The following is a 16,770-nucleotide window of genomic DNA, read 5'->3' as shown; positions in this document are numbered from 1 at the left end:
CCGGGCGGGCGAAAGCGCCATCCTTGACCCCCCCGGGTGCCACCTCTACGATTCCGGCGGATTTTCTGCCGTATTTTCTGAGAGTTGCGGGGAACGATGCGTTTCGTCTGCGATAGCTGCCGCGCGCAGTACATGATTAGCGACGACAAGGTTGGCGCGAAGGGCGTCAAGGTCCGTTGCAAGAAGTGCGGCTACAACATCGTGGTCCGCCCAGCCGGCTCCGAGCCGGTCAAGGAGGAGGGGACGAGTGGTGAGGCCGCTGGCGGTGCGGCCGCGTCCCAGAACCAGGCCACCAACGACGGCTTCGGGTTGCCCCCGACGCTGGGCACGCCTCCCGAGGGCGGCATCTTCAGCGGTGTCGAAGATGACGAGCTCGGAGCCGTGTTCGACCAGGTGCTCAACTCCGGGTCGCACAAGATTCCGGCGGGCGAGGCGTCGGGTCCGGCACAGCTGGACTCGTCGGCCCTGTCGGACGCTGGCGAGACGGTGCGCAAGCTCGCGGAGGCCGAGGGGAACGCGAAGTCCGCGGCCTCGCACGAGTGGTTCGTGGCCATCGACGAGAAGCAGGTGGGTCCTCTGTCGATGGACAAGGTGAAGGACTACTGGGATCGGGGCGAGGTCGGTCCTGACAGCCTGTGCTGGCGCTCGGGCTTCAGCGACTGGATTCCGCTGTCCGAGACCTCGGAGCTGGCGTCGGTGCTGGCGCCGCGCCCCACGAAGCCGGTCATCGTGGAGCCCTCTCCGGTGGCGTCGTCCACACCGGTGGCGTCCGGTCCGGTCGAGTCCGCTTTCGCCAGTGGTCTGGCGAAGCCGGCGAAGGCCGATACACCGGCGCCTGTGGGTCCGTCCGCGCAGGAGTCGGGGTGGAAGCCCTCGGCCGCGAGCGTGCTCGCCTCGCTGGTGAAGGAGGAGAACGAGGCGCTGTCGAAGCCCGCGTCCAAGGCGCCGGCGGAGGAGAAGAAGGGAAAGCCGGCGGCCTCGGGGCTGCTGGATGTGCCTCCGCCGGAGGCTGCTCCCGTGGCGGTGCAGAGCCCGCTGATGGCCGAGCCTCCCGCGCCCGCGCCGTACATGCAACCCGCTCCGGCGCCGGCCTACGCGCAGCCGCCCCCGCAGGCGTACGCGCAGCCGATGGCCCAGCCGTATCCGCCCCAGGCCCAGCAGTATCCGCCTCCGGGCTACCCTGGCTATCCGCCGCAGGCGGCGCCCGCGCCGAAGCAGGGCGGGAAGATGGGGATGATCATCGGCGCGGTGGCCGTAGGGGTGTTGCTCGTCGGAGGGGGTGCCTTCTTCGCGACCCGTCCCTCCGAGCAGCCGGCCCCTGTGACGCCGCCCGCGACGACGCAGCAGATGGCCCAGGCGCCGTCCAAGCCGGCGGACCCGACGCCCACGCAGCCTCCTCCGGCGGCGGTGGCGCAGAACACAGCCACGCCCGCGGCGGGCACGACCCAGCCGGCGGCAGCGACGCAGCCGGCCACGGCGCCGGCGACCGCGCCCACGACTGCTCCCGCGGTCGCCGCGGCGGGGACGCCTGGAACCACGCCCGCGGCGACGCCGCCGACGCCTCCGCCTGCGACCGAGCCGGCGAAGACGGAGCCGCAGCAGGTGGCTCGCGCCGAGGTGCCGGGCAAGCGGACGCCGGCCACCTCGTCCAGCCGTCCTCCTCCGACGCGCACGGCGAGCAACGACGACGAGGAGCCGGTGCGGAGCAAGCCGCAGCCCTCCAGGGGTGGTGGGAGCGCGGATGACGAGTTCGATGAGCTCTTCGGCACGAAGAAGCCCAGCGCCAAGAGCGAGACGGTATCGGCGAACGGCCGTACGGCCTACATCCCGCCGGAGCCTGGCGGTGGTGGTGCGGCGCAGGACAAGCTTGGGCAGTCGGACATCATGCAGGTGGTGCTGGCCAACAAGCCGGCGATCATCAAGTGCGTGAACGAGCAGAAGAAGAAGGATCCGGGCCTGAGCGGCAAGCTGGTGATGCGCTGGACGATCCAGACCAACGGCAAGACGAAGAACGTGTCCTGCCAGACGTCGGAGTTCCGCACGACCTATATGGCCACCTGCATCTCCGGGCTCATCAAGGGCTGGAGCTTCCCGAAGCACAAGGTGCAGGGCGATCCGATCGACTTCCCGTTTACGTTCTAAACATCCGAGAGGCGGACAGTCACTTTTGTGGCACTTGTCTCGTACGACTGTCCGCTTCAATGGAAGTTGAATTGCCTCGTGGGGGATGCGTCGAAGGGATTGTCGACATTCGTTGACACGTCTGGAGCGCCGGGACTAAAGCCGCGCGCTGTAGGACGGAGGGGGGCCTGAGTGAGTGGCCGGAGGCCCGCCTCGACGTATCCATTCAGGAGGAAGTCGAGAATGCAGCTTCGCAAGATGACGTTGATGCTCGCCGTGCTGGGATCGATGAGCATGGTGCTGACGGGTTGCCCGGACGGTGGCCGTGAGGACCTCAATTGTACGGCGGACACGGACTGCGTCGCGGATGAGATCTGTCACCCGACCGCCAAGGTGTGCGTGCAGACTTGTTCCATTGGAGATGATTGCCCCGAGTCGTCGAAGACCTGCGAGGCAATCAGCGCCAGCAACAGCACGAAGATCTGCAAGTGCAGCACGGACGCGCTGTGCCAGCGTGACGAGCGCATCAGCGACGCCTCGGGTCTGAAGTGCTCGGCCGACAAGGTCTGCACGGGCGGCACTACGTCGGGTTGCACCAAGGACACGGACTGCGCCTCGGGCCAGGTCTGCAACACGACCACTGGTACGTGCTCCGCTGCGTCCACCACCTGCTCGGGTGAGGGCAAGGCTACCTGCGCCTACGGCCAGTACTGCAACAGCAACACGTGCGCGGCGGTTCCCGCTCCCACGTGCGAGAACTACCAGAACTTCACCCAGCGCAGCGAGCTGGGCACGACCGGCCCTATCATCTTCAAGGCCGTGACCACGAGCGCTGCGGTGGACAACGTTTGGTGCGGCACTGGGTCGACTCCCAAGCGGGTGAAGGTCACAGTGTCTGCCTATTCCAGCACTCAGTTCCCGGCGACCAAGGATGAGTTGAACGGTCTGTTCTACGTTCGGGTCGCGGGTGTCAAGGTGGATGGCTCCGACACCATCAGCAGCTCAGCGGGCAATTACACGGTGACGGGGACCAACCGTGAGCGCGCGGACTTCATCATGAACTTCTGCGTTGCGGAGGCCAGCGACACCCTGTCTATTGGTACTTACTTCACCAACGGCAACTTCTTCTGCTACCAGGCCAACTACTGACGCTCCGTACATGAGCGTTTGCTAGCTGCCTGACAGTCGCAGTCATTTCCTTGGAACCCCATCCAGTGTGTTACTGGGTGGGGTTCTGCTTTTTGAAAATGATAGGCTGCGAACTCGGCGACTGACGATTCCGCATCGGAAATCGGTACTGAATTTCTCCTGAACAGGAACGTCATTTGAAGTGAGCACACGGGATTCCGGCGTACTCATAAGGAGAGCACATGCTGCATTCGAAGCTGACTCGCACGCTCGTTGTTGGTCTGACGCTTGCCACCTCTATGGCGTTTGCTGAGGGGACTGCGACCAGCAATGGTTCCACCCCCAAGCTGGCGTGCCCAGCCGGGACGAAGCAAACCGGCAATCTGAATGACGGTCTCTACTGCCGGAAGGTGGATGCGAAGGCCGGCAGGAGTGACGCGCATGGGCCGTACGCCTCCTACTTCCCCAACGGCAAGAAGAGCGCCGAGGGGCAGTACGTCGACGGCTTCCGCTCCGGTCTGTGGACCTTCTACAGCGAGGACGGTCAGGTCAGGGGCAAGACGGAGTTCCAGGGGGGCAACTACCACGGCAAGCACGTGGAGTACTTCCCCAACGGAAAGCAGCGCTTGGTCGAGGGTTTTGCGAACGGCAAGCGCAATGGCCTTTCCCAGGAGTTCTCCGAGGACGGCAAGCTCGTTCGCCAAGCCCAGTACCGCGATGATCAGCAGGTCGCCGAGAAGTAGCGCGGTTGCCTCGCGGTGACTTCCAGAAGGCCCTCTCCGAGCAGGCGAGGGTCTTCTGCTTTTCCGGAAGCGCTTCCATCGGTGAGCGGGCTCGGCTAGAAGCCCAGTCGTGAAGTTCCCGCCCAATATCCCACAGTTGCCCGATATCCCCGTTTGCACCGTGGCGGACATGGGCCTCCGCGAACTTGAGCGCATCCGGCTCATCCTTCGGGGTGGCTCGGTCATCGACTGGCGGCGGATGCACTTCCAGAGCCGGGACGAGGTCGACCGTTTCCTCCGGCTCTGTCAGATCGACACCTCTCGGCCAGAGGACGAGGCCTGGGCTCGCACGGTCCTTGCCGATGCCGTCGAGTACCTCCGTCAGACCTTTGACTACCGGGTCGCGGACGCCGTGGCGGACCCGGAGGAGATCCACGATCTATTCCTCTATGCCTCCGGTGTGAAGGGGCTCCCGAGACATCGCCGCATCGCCTGCATCGTGCTCAAGGTAATGCACGTCCTCCAGCACATCGAGGGCCGGGACCTGATGCATCGCTTGGCGGTCTCCGAGGCGGATCTCTCCGAATTGGTGACCTCCAAGGTGTTAGGTGTGGCACAGCTGCTCCGGGACAAGGGGCTGCCTGTTGCGGAGTTCGGGCACTCCATCAAATCACGCGAGTCCCTCATTACAAAGCTGCTGGCCAAGAAGGAAACGGTCGCAGCTCAAATTTATGACCGGACGCGCTTCCGCATCATAACCCAGAAGCCAGCGGACATCGTCCCGGTACTCTATTTCCTGACGCAGCACCTCTTTCCCTTCAACTTCGTCGTCCCTGGCCAGACCGAGAACACGCTCGTCTCGTTCAAGTCAGTGCTCGAAGAAAACCCTCACCTACAGCAATTCGCCCAGCATCTCCACCTGGACCTCGATTACGAGGATCGCGAGGAGCGCACGCGCAACCTGTTCTCTGGCAATACTTACCGGGCGTTGAACTTTGTCGTGGATGTGCCGGTCCGGATGGACGCATACCTACCGCCACCGGCAGAGGACACGCGCGAGCGCAAGAACAGGACGGTCTTCACGCTCGTGGAGTTCCAGATTATGGACGAAGAGACTGCTCGCCAGAATGAGGAAGGGGAGAACGCCCACAAGCTCTACAAGCGAAGACAGAAGCGGCGTGTCTTGCGCCGACTGTCACGCGGGCTTGTTGTCCCAAAGCGGCAGAGTTGATGTTCCGCTCTGCCACTTTGAGCAAGTCTTGCTCCTATTATAGTCGGTGCATTGGCAATGTTAAGGTGATGCGGAGTTTATTCGTTGTATCGGCGCACGTAGACGTAGTCCCCAGTCGAGTCTTCGGCTCCGCTGCTGCCTTCGTACCAAGCAACAACGGGTCTGCCAGCTGAATCGATCGCCAACATAGGTCGCAGACTACTCATCGAGTCTTGGTTGACGCCGTCACTAGTGGTCAGGCTATTCCAGGAACTGTTCTCCCAGTAACTGGTAAACAGGTGGATGTACCCTGTTTCGGCGATCCCATCGAACTCTTTCCAAGTGACAAAAAGCTTCCCTGCCGGTGTGGCTTGGAGCCGAGCCTGCCCTGCATAGGTGTAACCGCCATATGCACTCAGGGGGCTTCCAATCCGCTCCCAAGATTGTAGACCAACAGAACGGAAGATTTGGATGTCCTTAGGGCCATCAATGTAGGAGTTTTCAGTCCAGGCCAGATACAATTTATTCTGGGAATCAATGGTCAACGAGCAGTCGTGCGCTGGCGTTCTTCCTGGGGTTGCGCTGAGCCCACCAGAGACATATCCGTCGGGCTCACCATAGCTATGCGGCGGAACTGCATAGGCCCAGGAGCCGTTTGGCTGGAGGCGCATGACGTAGATATTCGTAGGATAGCCCTCATCAAGAGTCTCTTCTTGGAAGGCGACAATGGGTTGACCATTATTGTCCAACACGAGAGAGGGTCTTGTCGCGCTGGTAAATCCGGACACGGCATGGACCCAGTCTTCATTGGTTCCTACTTTGGTGAGGGGTCCGCCATTAGCTGACTTCCGGACGTAAATAGACGAGAATCCCTCGACGTTCATCTCATCCCAGGCAACGTAGACGTCGTTTCCGCGTATTGCGAGCGAAGGGTTGCGAGCCGGTGTCGCAACCGGGCTGGAACTCGTGTCATTCACTGCGGAAATGGCTCCTGGTCCCACAGACTGCCAAGCGGTTCCAGTCCAGCGTCTGATGTAGATGTTCTCGTTGAACCCGTCCGACTCCTGCCATGCAACGATGGGGTTCCCGCTGCCATCAAGCACCAGAGTGGGTTTGTAGGCAGAGCCGCTTGAGGTGCCGTTCATCGCGGTACCGATCGGGGTGAACGCATTGCCGTCCCAGCGATAGACGAAGATGGATGTTCTGCCTCCCGCAGTGACCTCTTCACTCCAGGCAACCACTGGGTTGTCCTGGCCATCAAGGGCCATGGCGGTGTCTTTCAGGAGTGTATTGCCGCCCACTGCATGCAGTGGGCCTCCGAACGAGTACCAGTGTGGGAGCTGAAAGCTCCACGGAGTGCTCGGAACGACGAGGGCGTTGCCTGCCGAGTCGGTGATGCCACTGCTCAGGCCAATCGAGACTGTCGCTGGCAGGGGAGGCTTCACCTTGGGGGCGAGGGTCAGTGTTCTACCGTCGCTCGAAAGCGAGAGCGTCTTCTCTGCCAGCACTCCTGCGACGGTGAAGCTCACAGTGGTGTCGTTGACCGTCGTGGCTTTCACCGGCTTCGAGAAGAGCACCTGGATGGGCGTGCTGTACGCCACATTCGTCGAGCCAGGCGCCGGTGAACGCGAAGCGACCTGCAGGTTGGTGCGGTCGGCGATGACGGTGACGGGCGCACTCGAGAAGGTCCGGCCCTCCTTGGTGGCACGTGCTATCACCGTGTAACTGCCCTCGGGCTCGGTCGCGGTGTTCCAGGTGTAGCGGTAGGGCGAGGCAATGATCGCGAACTCCTCCTCATTCTTGTAGAGCCGCACCAGGTCAGGTGTTCCTCCGCGCACGTCGACTGCGAGTTCAACGGACCCGCTCGTGTAGAACGTGCCCGTCGGAGCAGTAATCGTGACAGACAGCTCCGTGGAGGGTGTTCCTGAGTCAGCCGGGTCCACTCCCGCGTCGGGTTGCCTAGGAGGACTGGTATCGATCTCCGGCAGCTGGAGGCAGGCGGACATCAATCCGGCGAGGAACAGGGGGATGTAACGTTTGAGGGTTGGCATGCCACTCCGCTGTGCAGGCTCCATTCCAGGTGCCTGTGGCTGAGTCTCGGGCTCTTACGCTCGTAAGCCCCCGAAACGACTCGCGGAGAATGCCTCAGTTACGCTCGGCCCGTGAATCCACTCCTGGGCCCCGTCTCGCTCCCAGGACGTGCCGTCCGCAGTATTGGACTCCGGGTCCCAGAAACAGCCGCGCCGCTCCAGGAGGCCCTCCTTGGGGCTTCCCGAGCGGCGCGTCGGTGACACCGGGTCCGCGACTGCGGCTACTTCTTCTTCCGGTTCTTCTTCTTGTTTTCCTTCTCGCGCTTGCGGCGCTCCTTGATGGCGTCCTTGTTCTCGGGCTTGCCCGCGGCCGACGGCGGCGCGTAGCCCATCATCCGCGCCTTGGCCATCGCCGCCTGTCCCATCGGCGCCGTGTAGCCCGGGGCGATCTGCGGCATCTGCATCGGCATGCCCCCCATCCCCATCCCCGCCATCGCCTTCTCCATCATCTTCGGGTCCTTCCCGAAGATGCTCGACATGTCCATGTTCTTCATCTGCGCCAGCTGGCCCATCTGCTTGAAGCCAGGGATGCGCCCCAACAGGCCCGGGTTCTGCCCAATCGTCCCCATCACCTGCTGCATCATCCCGAACTTCTGCAGCAGCTCGCGCACCTCTTCCGTCTTGCGCCCGCTTCCCTTCGCGATGCGCTTCACCCGGCTGTCGTTGATCAGGTTCGGTCGCAGCCGCTCCTGCTCCGTCATCGAGTCGTACATCGCCTCGATCTTCGTCAGCTCCTTCTCGTCCGGGTTCAGGTGCTCCGTCATCTCCCCGAAGAGCGGGAACTTCTCCAGCAGATCCTTCAGCGGGCCCATCTTCCGCACCATGCGGATCTGCTCGACGAAGTCCTTCATCGAGAAGTTGCCCGACAGCAGCTTCTGCGCGTCCTCCGCCGCCTTCTTCTCGTCGACGACGCCCTCGAAGTCCTTCATCAGGCCGACGATGTCGCCGAAGCCCAGAATCCGGCTCGCCAGTCCATCCGGGCGGAACTCCTCGAGCTTGTCCATCGACTCGCCCATACCCAGGAACTTGATGGGCTTGCCCGTCACCTCCTTGATGGACAACGCCGCGCCACCGCGCGCATCACCGTCCAGCTTCGTGAGGATGAAGCCGTCCAGGCTCAACCGCCGGTCGAACTCGGCCGCCGTGCGCACCGCGTCCTGGCCAATCATCGCGTCGCACACCAGCAGGATGTTGTCCGGCCGGACGTTCGCCTTGATGGCCTCCAGCTCGGTCATCAGGGCCTCGTCGATCGCCAACCGGCCCGCGGTGTCGATCAGCACCACGTCGCACTTCTGCTCGCGCGCCGCGGCATACCCGCGCTTCGCCAGCTCCGGCGGCGGCACGTTCGGCTCGAAGTACACCGGCACCTTCAGCCGCTCGCCCAGCACCTTGAGCTGATCCACGGCCGCCGGACGGTAGATGTCCGCCGCCACCAACAGCGGCTTGCGCCCCTCCTTGAGGAGCTTGCTGGCGAGCTTGCCCGTGGTCGTCGTCTTACCCGAGCCCTGCAGGCCCACCATCATGATGCCGCTGACCTGGTCCTTGGGCTTGAGCTGGATGCTCGTGTCCACCGGACCCATCAGGGCCTCGAGCTCGTCGTGGCAGATCTTGACGAAGTGGTCGCCCGCCGTGACGCGGTGCTTCTGGCCGGCCTTGTCGGTCACGGTCGTCTGCACGACCTCCCCAACGGCCTTCTCGCGCACCCGCGCGACGAACTTCTTCACCACATCGAAGGCGACGTCCGCTTCGAGCAGGGAGACGCGGATGTCGCGAAGCGACTCGTCCACCATCTCCGGGGTGATCTCTTTCTTGCCCGCAAGGCGGTTCTTGGCGGCTCGGAAGCCCTTGGCGACGGTCTCAAGCATGGCGGTCGCTATATAACAGCGCAGGCCAGGACGGGATGCCCAAGTGCGTCGAGCCGTCCACCAGTCGAGAAATAGGGGCCCTTCACCCCGGGCCTACCCCATTGCCCGGCCGGCTGAGACCCAGGCAGCCCGGCCGGCCGGGCCCCTGGAAGGTGCCTGCCGCCCGGGCCGGACGGCAGGTCCTGCCTACCACCTCAGTTGGGGCGCGACTGCGCCTCCATCTTCTTGCGCAGGCTCAGCGGACGCATGTCCGTCCACACCTGCTTGATGTGCTCCAGGCACTCGGCCTTGGGGCCCTGCTTGCCCGCGTCCTTCCAGCCCGGCGCGTTCTCACGGTCCGCCGGCCAGATGGAGTACTGCTCCTCGTGGTTCATCACGACCTTGTAGACGGTCGTATCCTCTTGCTCGCTCATGGTTGAGTGCTCCTACAGGTGAACGGGGATTCGCGGGACGTCAGAAGAAGAGCTCCGCCTGGATGTAGGGCAGCGAAGCGGTGATTCCCTTCTCCTGGCACCACGCGAGCATCTTGCGCGCCTCGATGAGCTGCGGCGAGTTCTCATGGTACCCCATGGCCATGACATGCCCCATCCAGGGCTCGCGGCCCATGGCGTAGATGTGGACCTGCTTGGGGTTGATCCGCCGGGCGATCTCGATGGCCCGATCGGCGTTGGAGCCGTTGAGGCGCCGCGACTGGTCCATCTTGCGCGGCAGCGGCGCGGGCAGCAGCGGGCCGTACATCCAGCTCAGCGGCCCACCCTCGGACTCCATGCCGAGGAACAGCACGTCGATGTCCCCCACGGCCGCGTGGACGTGGTCGTACATGCGCGGCTCGAGCGCGTTGGAGTCCGCCGCCATCAGCATCGAGCGGCCCTTGAGCTGCACCAGGTGCGCCAGCTTCGCCTGGATGTTGAGGTCCGCGTGCTCGCCGATGAAGGGCACTCCCGTGATGGAGCCGCCCGGCACCTCGATGGACTCCAGCTCGGACAGCGTCACCACGTTCTTGAAGCCGACCGCCTTCAGCATCAGCTTGAGCGAGGGGTCCGCCAGGCCGCCACCGTTGCTGGCCGGAACCACGATGGTGCCGATCCGCTGACGCAGCTGCAGCAGCGGCTCGAACATCAGGTGGTCCGCGTGCCCGTGGGTGATGAGCACGTAGTCGATCTTCTCCGGCAGATCCGCGTGCGTGTAGCGCGGCACGTCCGTGGGGAAGTCGTAGGAGATGACGGGATCCGTCAGGATGCTCACGTCGCGCGACTCGATGAGCACGCAAGCGTGGCCGATGTAGCGCACGCGCACGCCGTCGCCGTCATAGCGCGGGGCCGGGCGCGGAGCCTGGTCCGTGAAGAAGGTGGAGAAGAGCTCGGCGTCCCTGGCGCCAATGCCCATGGCCTCGCGGATGGCGTCCACCGAGCCCGGGGTGCGCCGCATGGCGTACAGCTGGTCGATGGCCTCGTGGCGGAAGGGCAGGTTCACCTGGAGCGTGTCCTTGTCCGAGTCCAGCCGCGGCGTGCTGAAGACGTACGGCCGGGCATCCCCCTTCAGCAGGCGGAACGACAGGCTCTGCGAGGACTCCTTGTAGTGCGGGCTGCGGTAGAGCAGCGGCTCGAAGAAACGCGCCGACGCCCGGTTGTTCAGGTCGTACAGCAGCTCAACGTAACCCTGGAGGATGTCCGGCACCTTCTTGTACAGCTCCTCCAACGACGCGCCGTTGGCCGGGACCAGCAGCTTGTCCAGCTCCGCCACCGCCTGGGCGAACTGGAGCGATGCCGCCTGCTCCTTGCGCGTCCGCTCCAGCAATTCCTTGACCTCGCCCGCCCGCTCGACGCCGTAGTTGAGGTAGGGGCCACCGGCCAGCGCCGGATTCTTCAGCGCCGCCACGTGGATGGCCGGGTTGGCCACGAACGACTCCATGATCTTCACATGGTGGTTGGCCACGTACAGCGGCGCGGTCGCGGGCGCGATCAGGTACCACCACGCGTACCACTGGTTGTACAGCGGCTCGACGGCAACGTTCTGCTTCAGGTACAGCTCGGGCTGGGACACGCAGTGCTCCTCGGGCCCCCAGGAGCCCGATGTGAAGAGGGGTGGCGAGATGATGAAAGACCCGGAAGCCGGGAGCAAGGGGGGGGCTCCCCCATCGGCTTTCGGGATCCGGGAATGTCCCGGCCGGGGTGGGGTACCCTCCGGCTCCATGCCCCCTTCGAAGAAACGACCCGTCTCGCCGGCTGCCGCCCTCGTGGCGCTGGCCCTCTTCGCCGGCTGCGATACCCCGGCGCCTCCTCCGGACGCCGTCATCTTCGGCAAGACGCAGGTGGACCTCAACGGCTCGAGGGCTGCCGTTCGCACCGAGGAGACGAACCTCGGCAATCTCACCGTCGATGCCTACCTCTGGTTCGCCCGGAAGAAGGATCCCTCCACCGTCATCTCCCTCCGGAACAGTGGCGGCATCCGTGAATCCATCGAGGCCGGCGAGATCAGGCAGCTCGACATCGAGAAGAGCCTGGCCTTCAACAACGCGCTGGTGCTCGTCACCGTCACCGCCGCACAGCTCGAACAGGTGCTGGAGCACGGCGTGGCGGCCGTGGCCCCCGACGTCACCGCGGGCCAGTTCCCCCAGGTGAGCGGCCTCCGCTTCGAGTACGACGCCAGCAAGCCCGCCCAGTTGTTCGACCTCGACGGCAACCTCCTCACCGAGGGCGAGCGCATCCGCCAGGCCGTCATCGTGGATGGCTCCGGCAACGTGGTGGATACCCTGGTGTCCAATGGCGCCCTCGCCGGCGAGCCCGACCGCACCTTCCGCATGGTGACGCTCGACTTCGTCGTCGCCCTTGGAGGCGACTACTTCCCCTTCCCCCTCTTCGAGCACCAGGACGCGGCCCGCTACAACCTCGTCCCGCTGGATACCACTCCCAACAACCAGGGCTTCAACGACGAGGGCCGCGAGCACAAGGCCTTCGCGGACTACCTCGCCGCCACCTGGCCCGCCTCCGGTCCGGGCTACGCCGAGGCCGATACCCCCAAGGATGCCGACACGCGCATCAAGTCCGTTGGCCCAACAGGGGCTTCGGCGCCGCCCGCCCGGGCTCCGAGCAGGCATGCTGCAGGCACGGGGGATTCACACTAGGATGCCGGCCTCGCCTTTGGCCGCTCTGAGGGAGTCACACGGATGGAGGAAGAGTTCTCACTCGTCGGCATGACGGAGGACATGGGGATCAACTCCGTCCTCTTCGGCTTCATCGGCTTGTGCCAGATGGCCTTCCCCAAGCGCCTCCGGGCCTGTTACCTGCTGGGCAGCCATGCGACGGGGGATGGGGTCGCCGACAGCGACCTCGACCTGCTGCTCGTCTTCAAGGACCGGTTCCAGGAAGGGGAGGGGGAGCGCCATGAGCACTTCCGCCGCTCCGTGGGCATGATGGCCCGCTTCCCCCTGGATGTGAGCGCCATGGACGAGGCCCGGCTGATGGCCGAAGGCACCGTCAACCTCAAGCGGGCCTCCCTGTTGCTGGCGGGGGAAGACATCCGCGAGCGCATCCCCTTGATGCCCCTCGAACAGTGGCTGCGCTTCTGCATGCACCGGCCCTACATGTTCATGGAGCGCGCCCGCGCTCGCGCCGAGGGCGAACCCCTGCGCTACCCGCTCGCCCATCCGGACCCGCGGGGCGAACTCTACGGCTACGATCACTCCGCCGTGCTGGATGCCCAGGGCATGCCACACCGGGGCTTCAAGGAACTGGTCACCCTGGCCAGCCGGCTCGCTGCGGCCGAGGTTGCTCTGGCCGGAAAACACGTGTTCTCCAAGCGCGACGCCATCGAGGCGCACCGCCTGCACGTCAACAACGATCGGACGCTCCTGTTCGAGCAGATCCACGAGTGCCGCAAGCGCTGGGGCTACCGGGTGCCGGAGGCCCCCGAGGACCAGGCGCACCTGCGCTCCCTCTGCGCCCGCATCCTGGACGCGGAGAACCATTTCCTGGGCCTCTACAAGGACTACCTGCTCGCCGAGCTCCAGCGCGGAGAGGTTCGCGACCGGGTGCTGGCAGCCCGGCGCCTGGGGGAGATCCTCTATCCCGGCTCCGAGGTGCCCGCCGCCCTGACTCAGCTCCAGGAAGCGCCGGAACCCGAGCTGCGCGAGGCCGCCCGGGAGTCGCTTCGACTCATCGAGCGGTACTCCGCCCACCGCGACTCTCCAGCGGCCTGAGTCTTCGAGCCTTCCTCCGAGGAGTGTGGATGTCCCCGCCCGCGCTTTACCTGAAGCAGAACGTCGTCACCGAGCCGCTCTACAATCAGTGGTACGCGTGGTGGTTCCTGGCTTCGCCCATGACGGCGCCACTCTTCGTGGCCAACCTCCATGTGAAGATCATGGAGTCCTTCGTGGACAACCCGGCCATCCACGTGGCCGCGCTGAAGAGCCCGGTGCTGCGGGGCGGGCCCTACATCAACTACGGCGTGCAGCAGGTGGACGCGGTCAAGGCCCTGCTCGAGCGCACCCTGAAGGAAGAGGCCCTGTCCCTGCGATACGCGGAGGCCGTCCTGGAGCTGGAGAAGCTGCTGGACTCGGCCGAGGGTTTCTCCATGGAGGAGCTGTACCCGCGCGTGCCGGACCTGCTGCGCGGCTATGTGGAGCTCACGTATGACATGAAGAACCGGGCCTCGCCCCGCTTCTTCGAGTCGCTCCTCTACCGCAGCCCCTTCCACCGCGAGTCCTCGCAGAGCCTCTGCATGCGGCTCATCCACGGAGACGCCCGGCCCTACGTCTTCAGCACCCCGCGGTTGGATACGCTCGACGGCAGCCTCCAGGTGAAGGTGCCCTACCGGCATCAGGCCCTCGACCAGCTCTATGCCATGCGGCGCACCCCCGGCCCCGTGGAGCCCGTTCGCGAGGCGCTGGGGATCGAGCCCCGGGACTCCGAGACCTTCTCCTCCTTTTTCACGGACCAGCCGCCGCGCCCCGCTCCTCGGTACGACGGCGATGGTGTGCGCGTGCGCTACTTCGGCCACGCGTGCGTGCTCATCGAGTCGCGCCACGTCAGCATCCTCACGGATCCGGTCGTCAGCTACGACTTCCCCACGGACATGCCGCGTTACACCTTCGCGGACCTGCCGGAGAAGATCGACTACGTGCTCATCACCCACGGGCACGCGGACCATCTGATGTTCGAGCCGCTTCTCCAGCTGCGCCACCGCATCGGCACCATCGTGGTGCCCGCCAACAACGGCGGACGGATCGCGGACCCCTCGCTCAAGCTGATGCTCAAGCACGCCGGCTTCCACAACGTGGTGGCACTCTCGGACCTGGAGTCCCTGCCGCTCCCCGGTGGCGAGCTCATCGGCCTGCCCTTCATCGGCGAGCATGGCGACCTCGACATCCAGGCCAAGATCGCCCACCTCGTCCGGCTCGAGGGCAAGAACCTGTTGATGGCCGCTGACTCCAACGCGCTCGAGCCGCGCCTCTACGAGCACGTCCACCGCGAGGTGGGGAACATCGACATGATGTGGCTGGGCATGGAGTCCGAGGGCGGACCCCTGAGCTGGATGTACGGCCCCCTGCTGCCCGCGCCCATGCCCAGGAAGATGGATCAGTCCCGGCGGCTCAACGGCTCCAACGCCGTGCGCGCCATCGAGATCGTCCAGCGGCTCAAGCCCGGGCAGGTCTTCATCTACGCCATGGGCCGCGAGCCCTGGCTGGGGCATGTGATGGTGATGGGCTACCACGAGAACTCGCCGCAGCTCGTGGAGTCCCGCAAGCTGCTCGAGTACTGCCGCCAGCATGGCATCACCGCGGACATGCCCTACGGTCAGGCCGAGCTCTTCCTCCGCTGACGGCCTCCGCCCCCCCACCGCATGTCCCAGGACTCTTCCTCCTCCACCGTGCGCCGCATCCTGGGACTGGCCCGGGCCGAGTGGCGGGCCCTGTCCGCCGGCGTCTTCTTCCTGCTGCTCAGCAGCGGCATGGCCCTCGTCTTCCCCCAGGCCCTCCGGTTCATCATCGACGAGGCACTCGGGGCCAGGAACCAGGCCTTCATCGATCGGGCCGCGCTCGGGCTCATCGCCGTCTTCGCCGTGCAGGCCGGGGCCGATGCGCTGCGCTACTCCTTCTTCACCCACGCCGGCGAGCGCATCGTGACGCGGCTACGGCACGAACTGTTCGCCAGCCTCGTGGCCCAGGAGGTGGCCTTCTTCGACGAGCACAAGACCGGCGAGCTCACGAGCCGGCTGACCGCCGACACCCAGGTGCTCCAACACGCGGTGAGCAACAACATCGCCACGGCCTTGCGCTGTGGGGCTCAGGCGGCTGGTGGCCTGGCGCTGTTGCTCTACACCTCGCCGCTCCTCACCCTGTTGATGCTGGCCATCGTGCCCCCCGTGGTCGTCGCGACCGTGCTCTTCGGCCGGCGCATCCGGCAGACCTCGCGGAGGGTTCAGGCCGCGCTCGCCGAGGCCAATGGGGTGGCCGATGAAGTCCTCTCCGGCATCCGCACCGTGCGCGCCTTCGCCGCCGAGCGCCATGAAATAGGGCGCTACCGCCTCGGTCTGGAGCGCGCCTTCGAGGTGGCCCGCGAGCGCGCCCGCCTGTCCACAGCCTACGTCGCCAGTACCTCCTTCGCGGGCCTCGCCGCCGCCGCCGTCGTGCTTTGGTACGGCAGCCGGTTGATGCTCCGGGGCGAGCTCTCCATGGGCGGTCTTACCTCCTTCCTCGTCTACTCCACGCTCGTCTCCATGGCCCTGAGCGGCCTGACCGACCTGTGGGCGGACCTCATGCGCGCCTCGGGCTGCGCCGAGCGCGTCTTCGAGATGCTCGACCGCCAGCCCGCCATGCCTTCCTCCGGCGGAGAGAGGCTCCGGGAGCTTCAGGGGCAGGTCCGGTTCCAGGCCGTGCGCTTCGCCTATCCCGCTCGCCCGGACCTGCCCGTGCTCCATGACATCGACCTGGGGCTCCAGCCAGGCGAGGTGGTGGCCATCGTCGGCCCCTCGGGCGCCGGTAAGTCCACCATCGCCGGACTGCTGACGCGCATGTATGACCCCCAAGGCGGGCGCGTGCTGCTGGATGGCATGGAGTTGCGCTCGCTGGACCCCGAGTGGCTGCGGCAACGGATTGGCACCGTCGCCCAGGAGCCGCTGCTGTTCGCCTCGTCCATCGCCGACAACATCCGCTACGGCCGCATGGATGCCACGGACGCGGAGATCGAGGCCGCCGCTCGCGCCGCCAATGCCCACGAGTTCATCTCCCGCTTCCCCGAGGGTTATCGCACCCTGGTGGGCGAGCGCGGTGTGCAGCTGTCCGGTGGTCAGAAGCAGCGCATCGCTATTGCTCGCGCCGTGCTGAAGGACCCGCGCTTGTTGGTGCTGGATGAAGCCACCAGTGCGCTCGACGCGGAGAGTGAGCACCTGGTGCAGGAAGCCCTGGTGCGGCTGATGCAGGGCCGTACCACGCTCATCATCGCTCATCGCCTCTCAACAGTGATTGGCGCGGACCGCGTGGTGGTGCTCGAGGGGGGCAGGGTGGTGCAGAACGGTGACCACTCCACCCTCATGGGCCAGGAAGGCCTCTACCGCAGGCTGGTGGAACGCCAGTTCGTGGCTGCCTGACGGTGACTATTTCCCCTCGCCCTCCGGGAGAGGGACGGGGTGAGGGT

12 protein-coding genes are annotated in these 16,770 nt (G+C 65.3%); 8 read left to right on the top strand and 4 right to left on the bottom strand.

Annotated features, from left to right (window positions below):
• Positions 1 to 96: 96 nt before the first annotated feature.
• From gltJ to BO221_RS43135, 4 genes are all read left to right on the top strand, one after another.
• Positions 97 to 2,142, top strand: a complete 2,046-nt coding sequence (gene gltJ / locus BO221_RS43150) for an adventurous gliding motility protein GltJ (protein ID WP_073566756.1) — start codon at positions 97 to 99, stop codon at positions 2,140 to 2,142.
• Positions 2,143 to 2,388: 246 nt separating this feature from the next.
• Positions 2,389 to 3,270, top strand: a complete 882-nt coding sequence (locus BO221_RS43145; RefSeq protein ID WP_233166524.1) for a hypothetical protein — start codon at positions 2,389 to 2,391, stop codon at positions 3,268 to 3,270.
• Between the two features lie 221 nt (positions 3,271 to 3,491).
• Positions 3,492 to 3,992, top strand: a complete 501-nt coding sequence (locus BO221_RS43140) for a toxin-antitoxin system YwqK family antitoxin (protein WP_073566755.1) — start codon at positions 3,492 to 3,494, stop codon at positions 3,990 to 3,992.
• A gap of 169 nt (positions 3,993 to 4,161) precedes the next feature.
• Positions 4,162 to 5,202 carry a TIGR04552 family protein gene (locus BO221_RS43135; RefSeq protein ID WP_083682371.1) on the top strand — a complete coding sequence of 347 codons (1,041 nt, stop codon included), beginning with the start codon at positions 4,162 to 4,164 and terminating at the stop codon, positions 5,200 to 5,202.
• Between the two features lie 77 nt (positions 5,203 to 5,279).
• On the opposite strand, the gene BO221_RS43130 is transcribed toward BO221_RS43135, so the two are convergent.
• From BO221_RS43130 to BO221_RS43115, 4 genes are all read right to left on the bottom strand, one after another.
• Positions 5,280 to 7,232 (bottom strand): Ig-like domain-containing protein, encoded by a 1,953-nt coding sequence (locus tag BO221_RS43130; protein WP_073566753.1) that lies wholly within the window; start codon positions 7,230 to 7,232, stop codon positions 5,280 to 5,282.
• Positions 7,233 to 7,492: 260 nt separating this feature from the next.
• Complete coding sequence (gene ffh / locus BO221_RS43125; RefSeq protein WP_073566752.1) at positions 7,493 to 9,136, bottom strand: signal recognition particle protein; 1,644 nt, start codon at positions 9,134 to 9,136, stop codon at positions 7,493 to 7,495.
• A gap of 194 nt (positions 9,137 to 9,330) precedes the next feature.
• The gene (locus BO221_RS43120; RefSeq protein ID WP_043389803.1) at positions 9,331 to 9,549 is read right to left on the bottom strand and encodes an MbtH family protein; all 219 of its coding nucleotides are present in this window, start codon (positions 9,547 to 9,549) and stop codon (positions 9,331 to 9,333) included.
• Positions 9,550 to 9,589: 40 nt separating this feature from the next.
• Positions 9,590 to 11,179 carry an MBL fold metallo-hydrolase gene (locus BO221_RS43115; RefSeq protein WP_073566837.1) on the bottom strand — a complete coding sequence of 530 codons (1,590 nt, stop codon included), beginning with the start codon at positions 11,177 to 11,179 and terminating at the stop codon, positions 9,590 to 9,592.
• Between the two features lie 148 nt (positions 11,180 to 11,327).
• Between BO221_RS43115 and BO221_RS43110 the strand changes: the two genes are divergently transcribed.
• Genes BO221_RS43110 through BO221_RS43095 form a run of 4 tightly spaced genes read left to right on the top strand, consistent with a single transcriptional unit; the run spans position 11,328 to position 16,723 of the window.
• The gene (locus tag BO221_RS43110; RefSeq protein WP_158080016.1) at positions 11,328 to 12,260 is read left to right on the top strand and encodes a 5'-nucleotidase C-terminal domain-containing protein; all 933 of its coding nucleotides are present in this window, start codon (positions 11,328 to 11,330) and stop codon (positions 12,258 to 12,260) included.
• Between the two features lie 42 nt (positions 12,261 to 12,302).
• The gene (locus BO221_RS43105; RefSeq protein ID WP_073566750.1) at positions 12,303 to 13,334 is read left to right on the top strand and encodes a nucleotidyltransferase domain-containing protein; all 1,032 of its coding nucleotides are present in this window, start codon (positions 12,303 to 12,305) and stop codon (positions 13,332 to 13,334) included.
• Between the two features lie 29 nt (positions 13,335 to 13,363).
• A complete protein-coding gene (locus BO221_RS43100; protein WP_073566749.1) occupies positions 13,364 to 14,956 on the top strand; it encodes an MBL fold metallo-hydrolase in 1,593 nt (530 codons plus the stop codon).
• Between the two features lie 21 nt (positions 14,957 to 14,977).
• Positions 14,978 to 16,723, top strand: coding sequence for an ABC transporter ATP-binding protein (locus BO221_RS43095; RefSeq protein ID WP_073566748.1), 1,746 nt, complete (start codon positions 14,978 to 14,980; stop codon positions 16,721 to 16,723).
• The last annotated feature ends 47 nt before the right edge of the window (positions 16,724 to 16,770 follow it).

The organism is Archangium sp. Cb G35 (assembly GCF_001896145.1).
In the GTDB taxonomy this organism is placed as follows: domain Bacteria; phylum Myxococcota; class Myxococcia; order Myxococcales; family Myxococcaceae; genus Archangium; species Archangium violaceum.
Note: the sequence above shows the minus strand (reverse complement) of the source record. Positions and strands in the feature narration are given on the sequence as shown.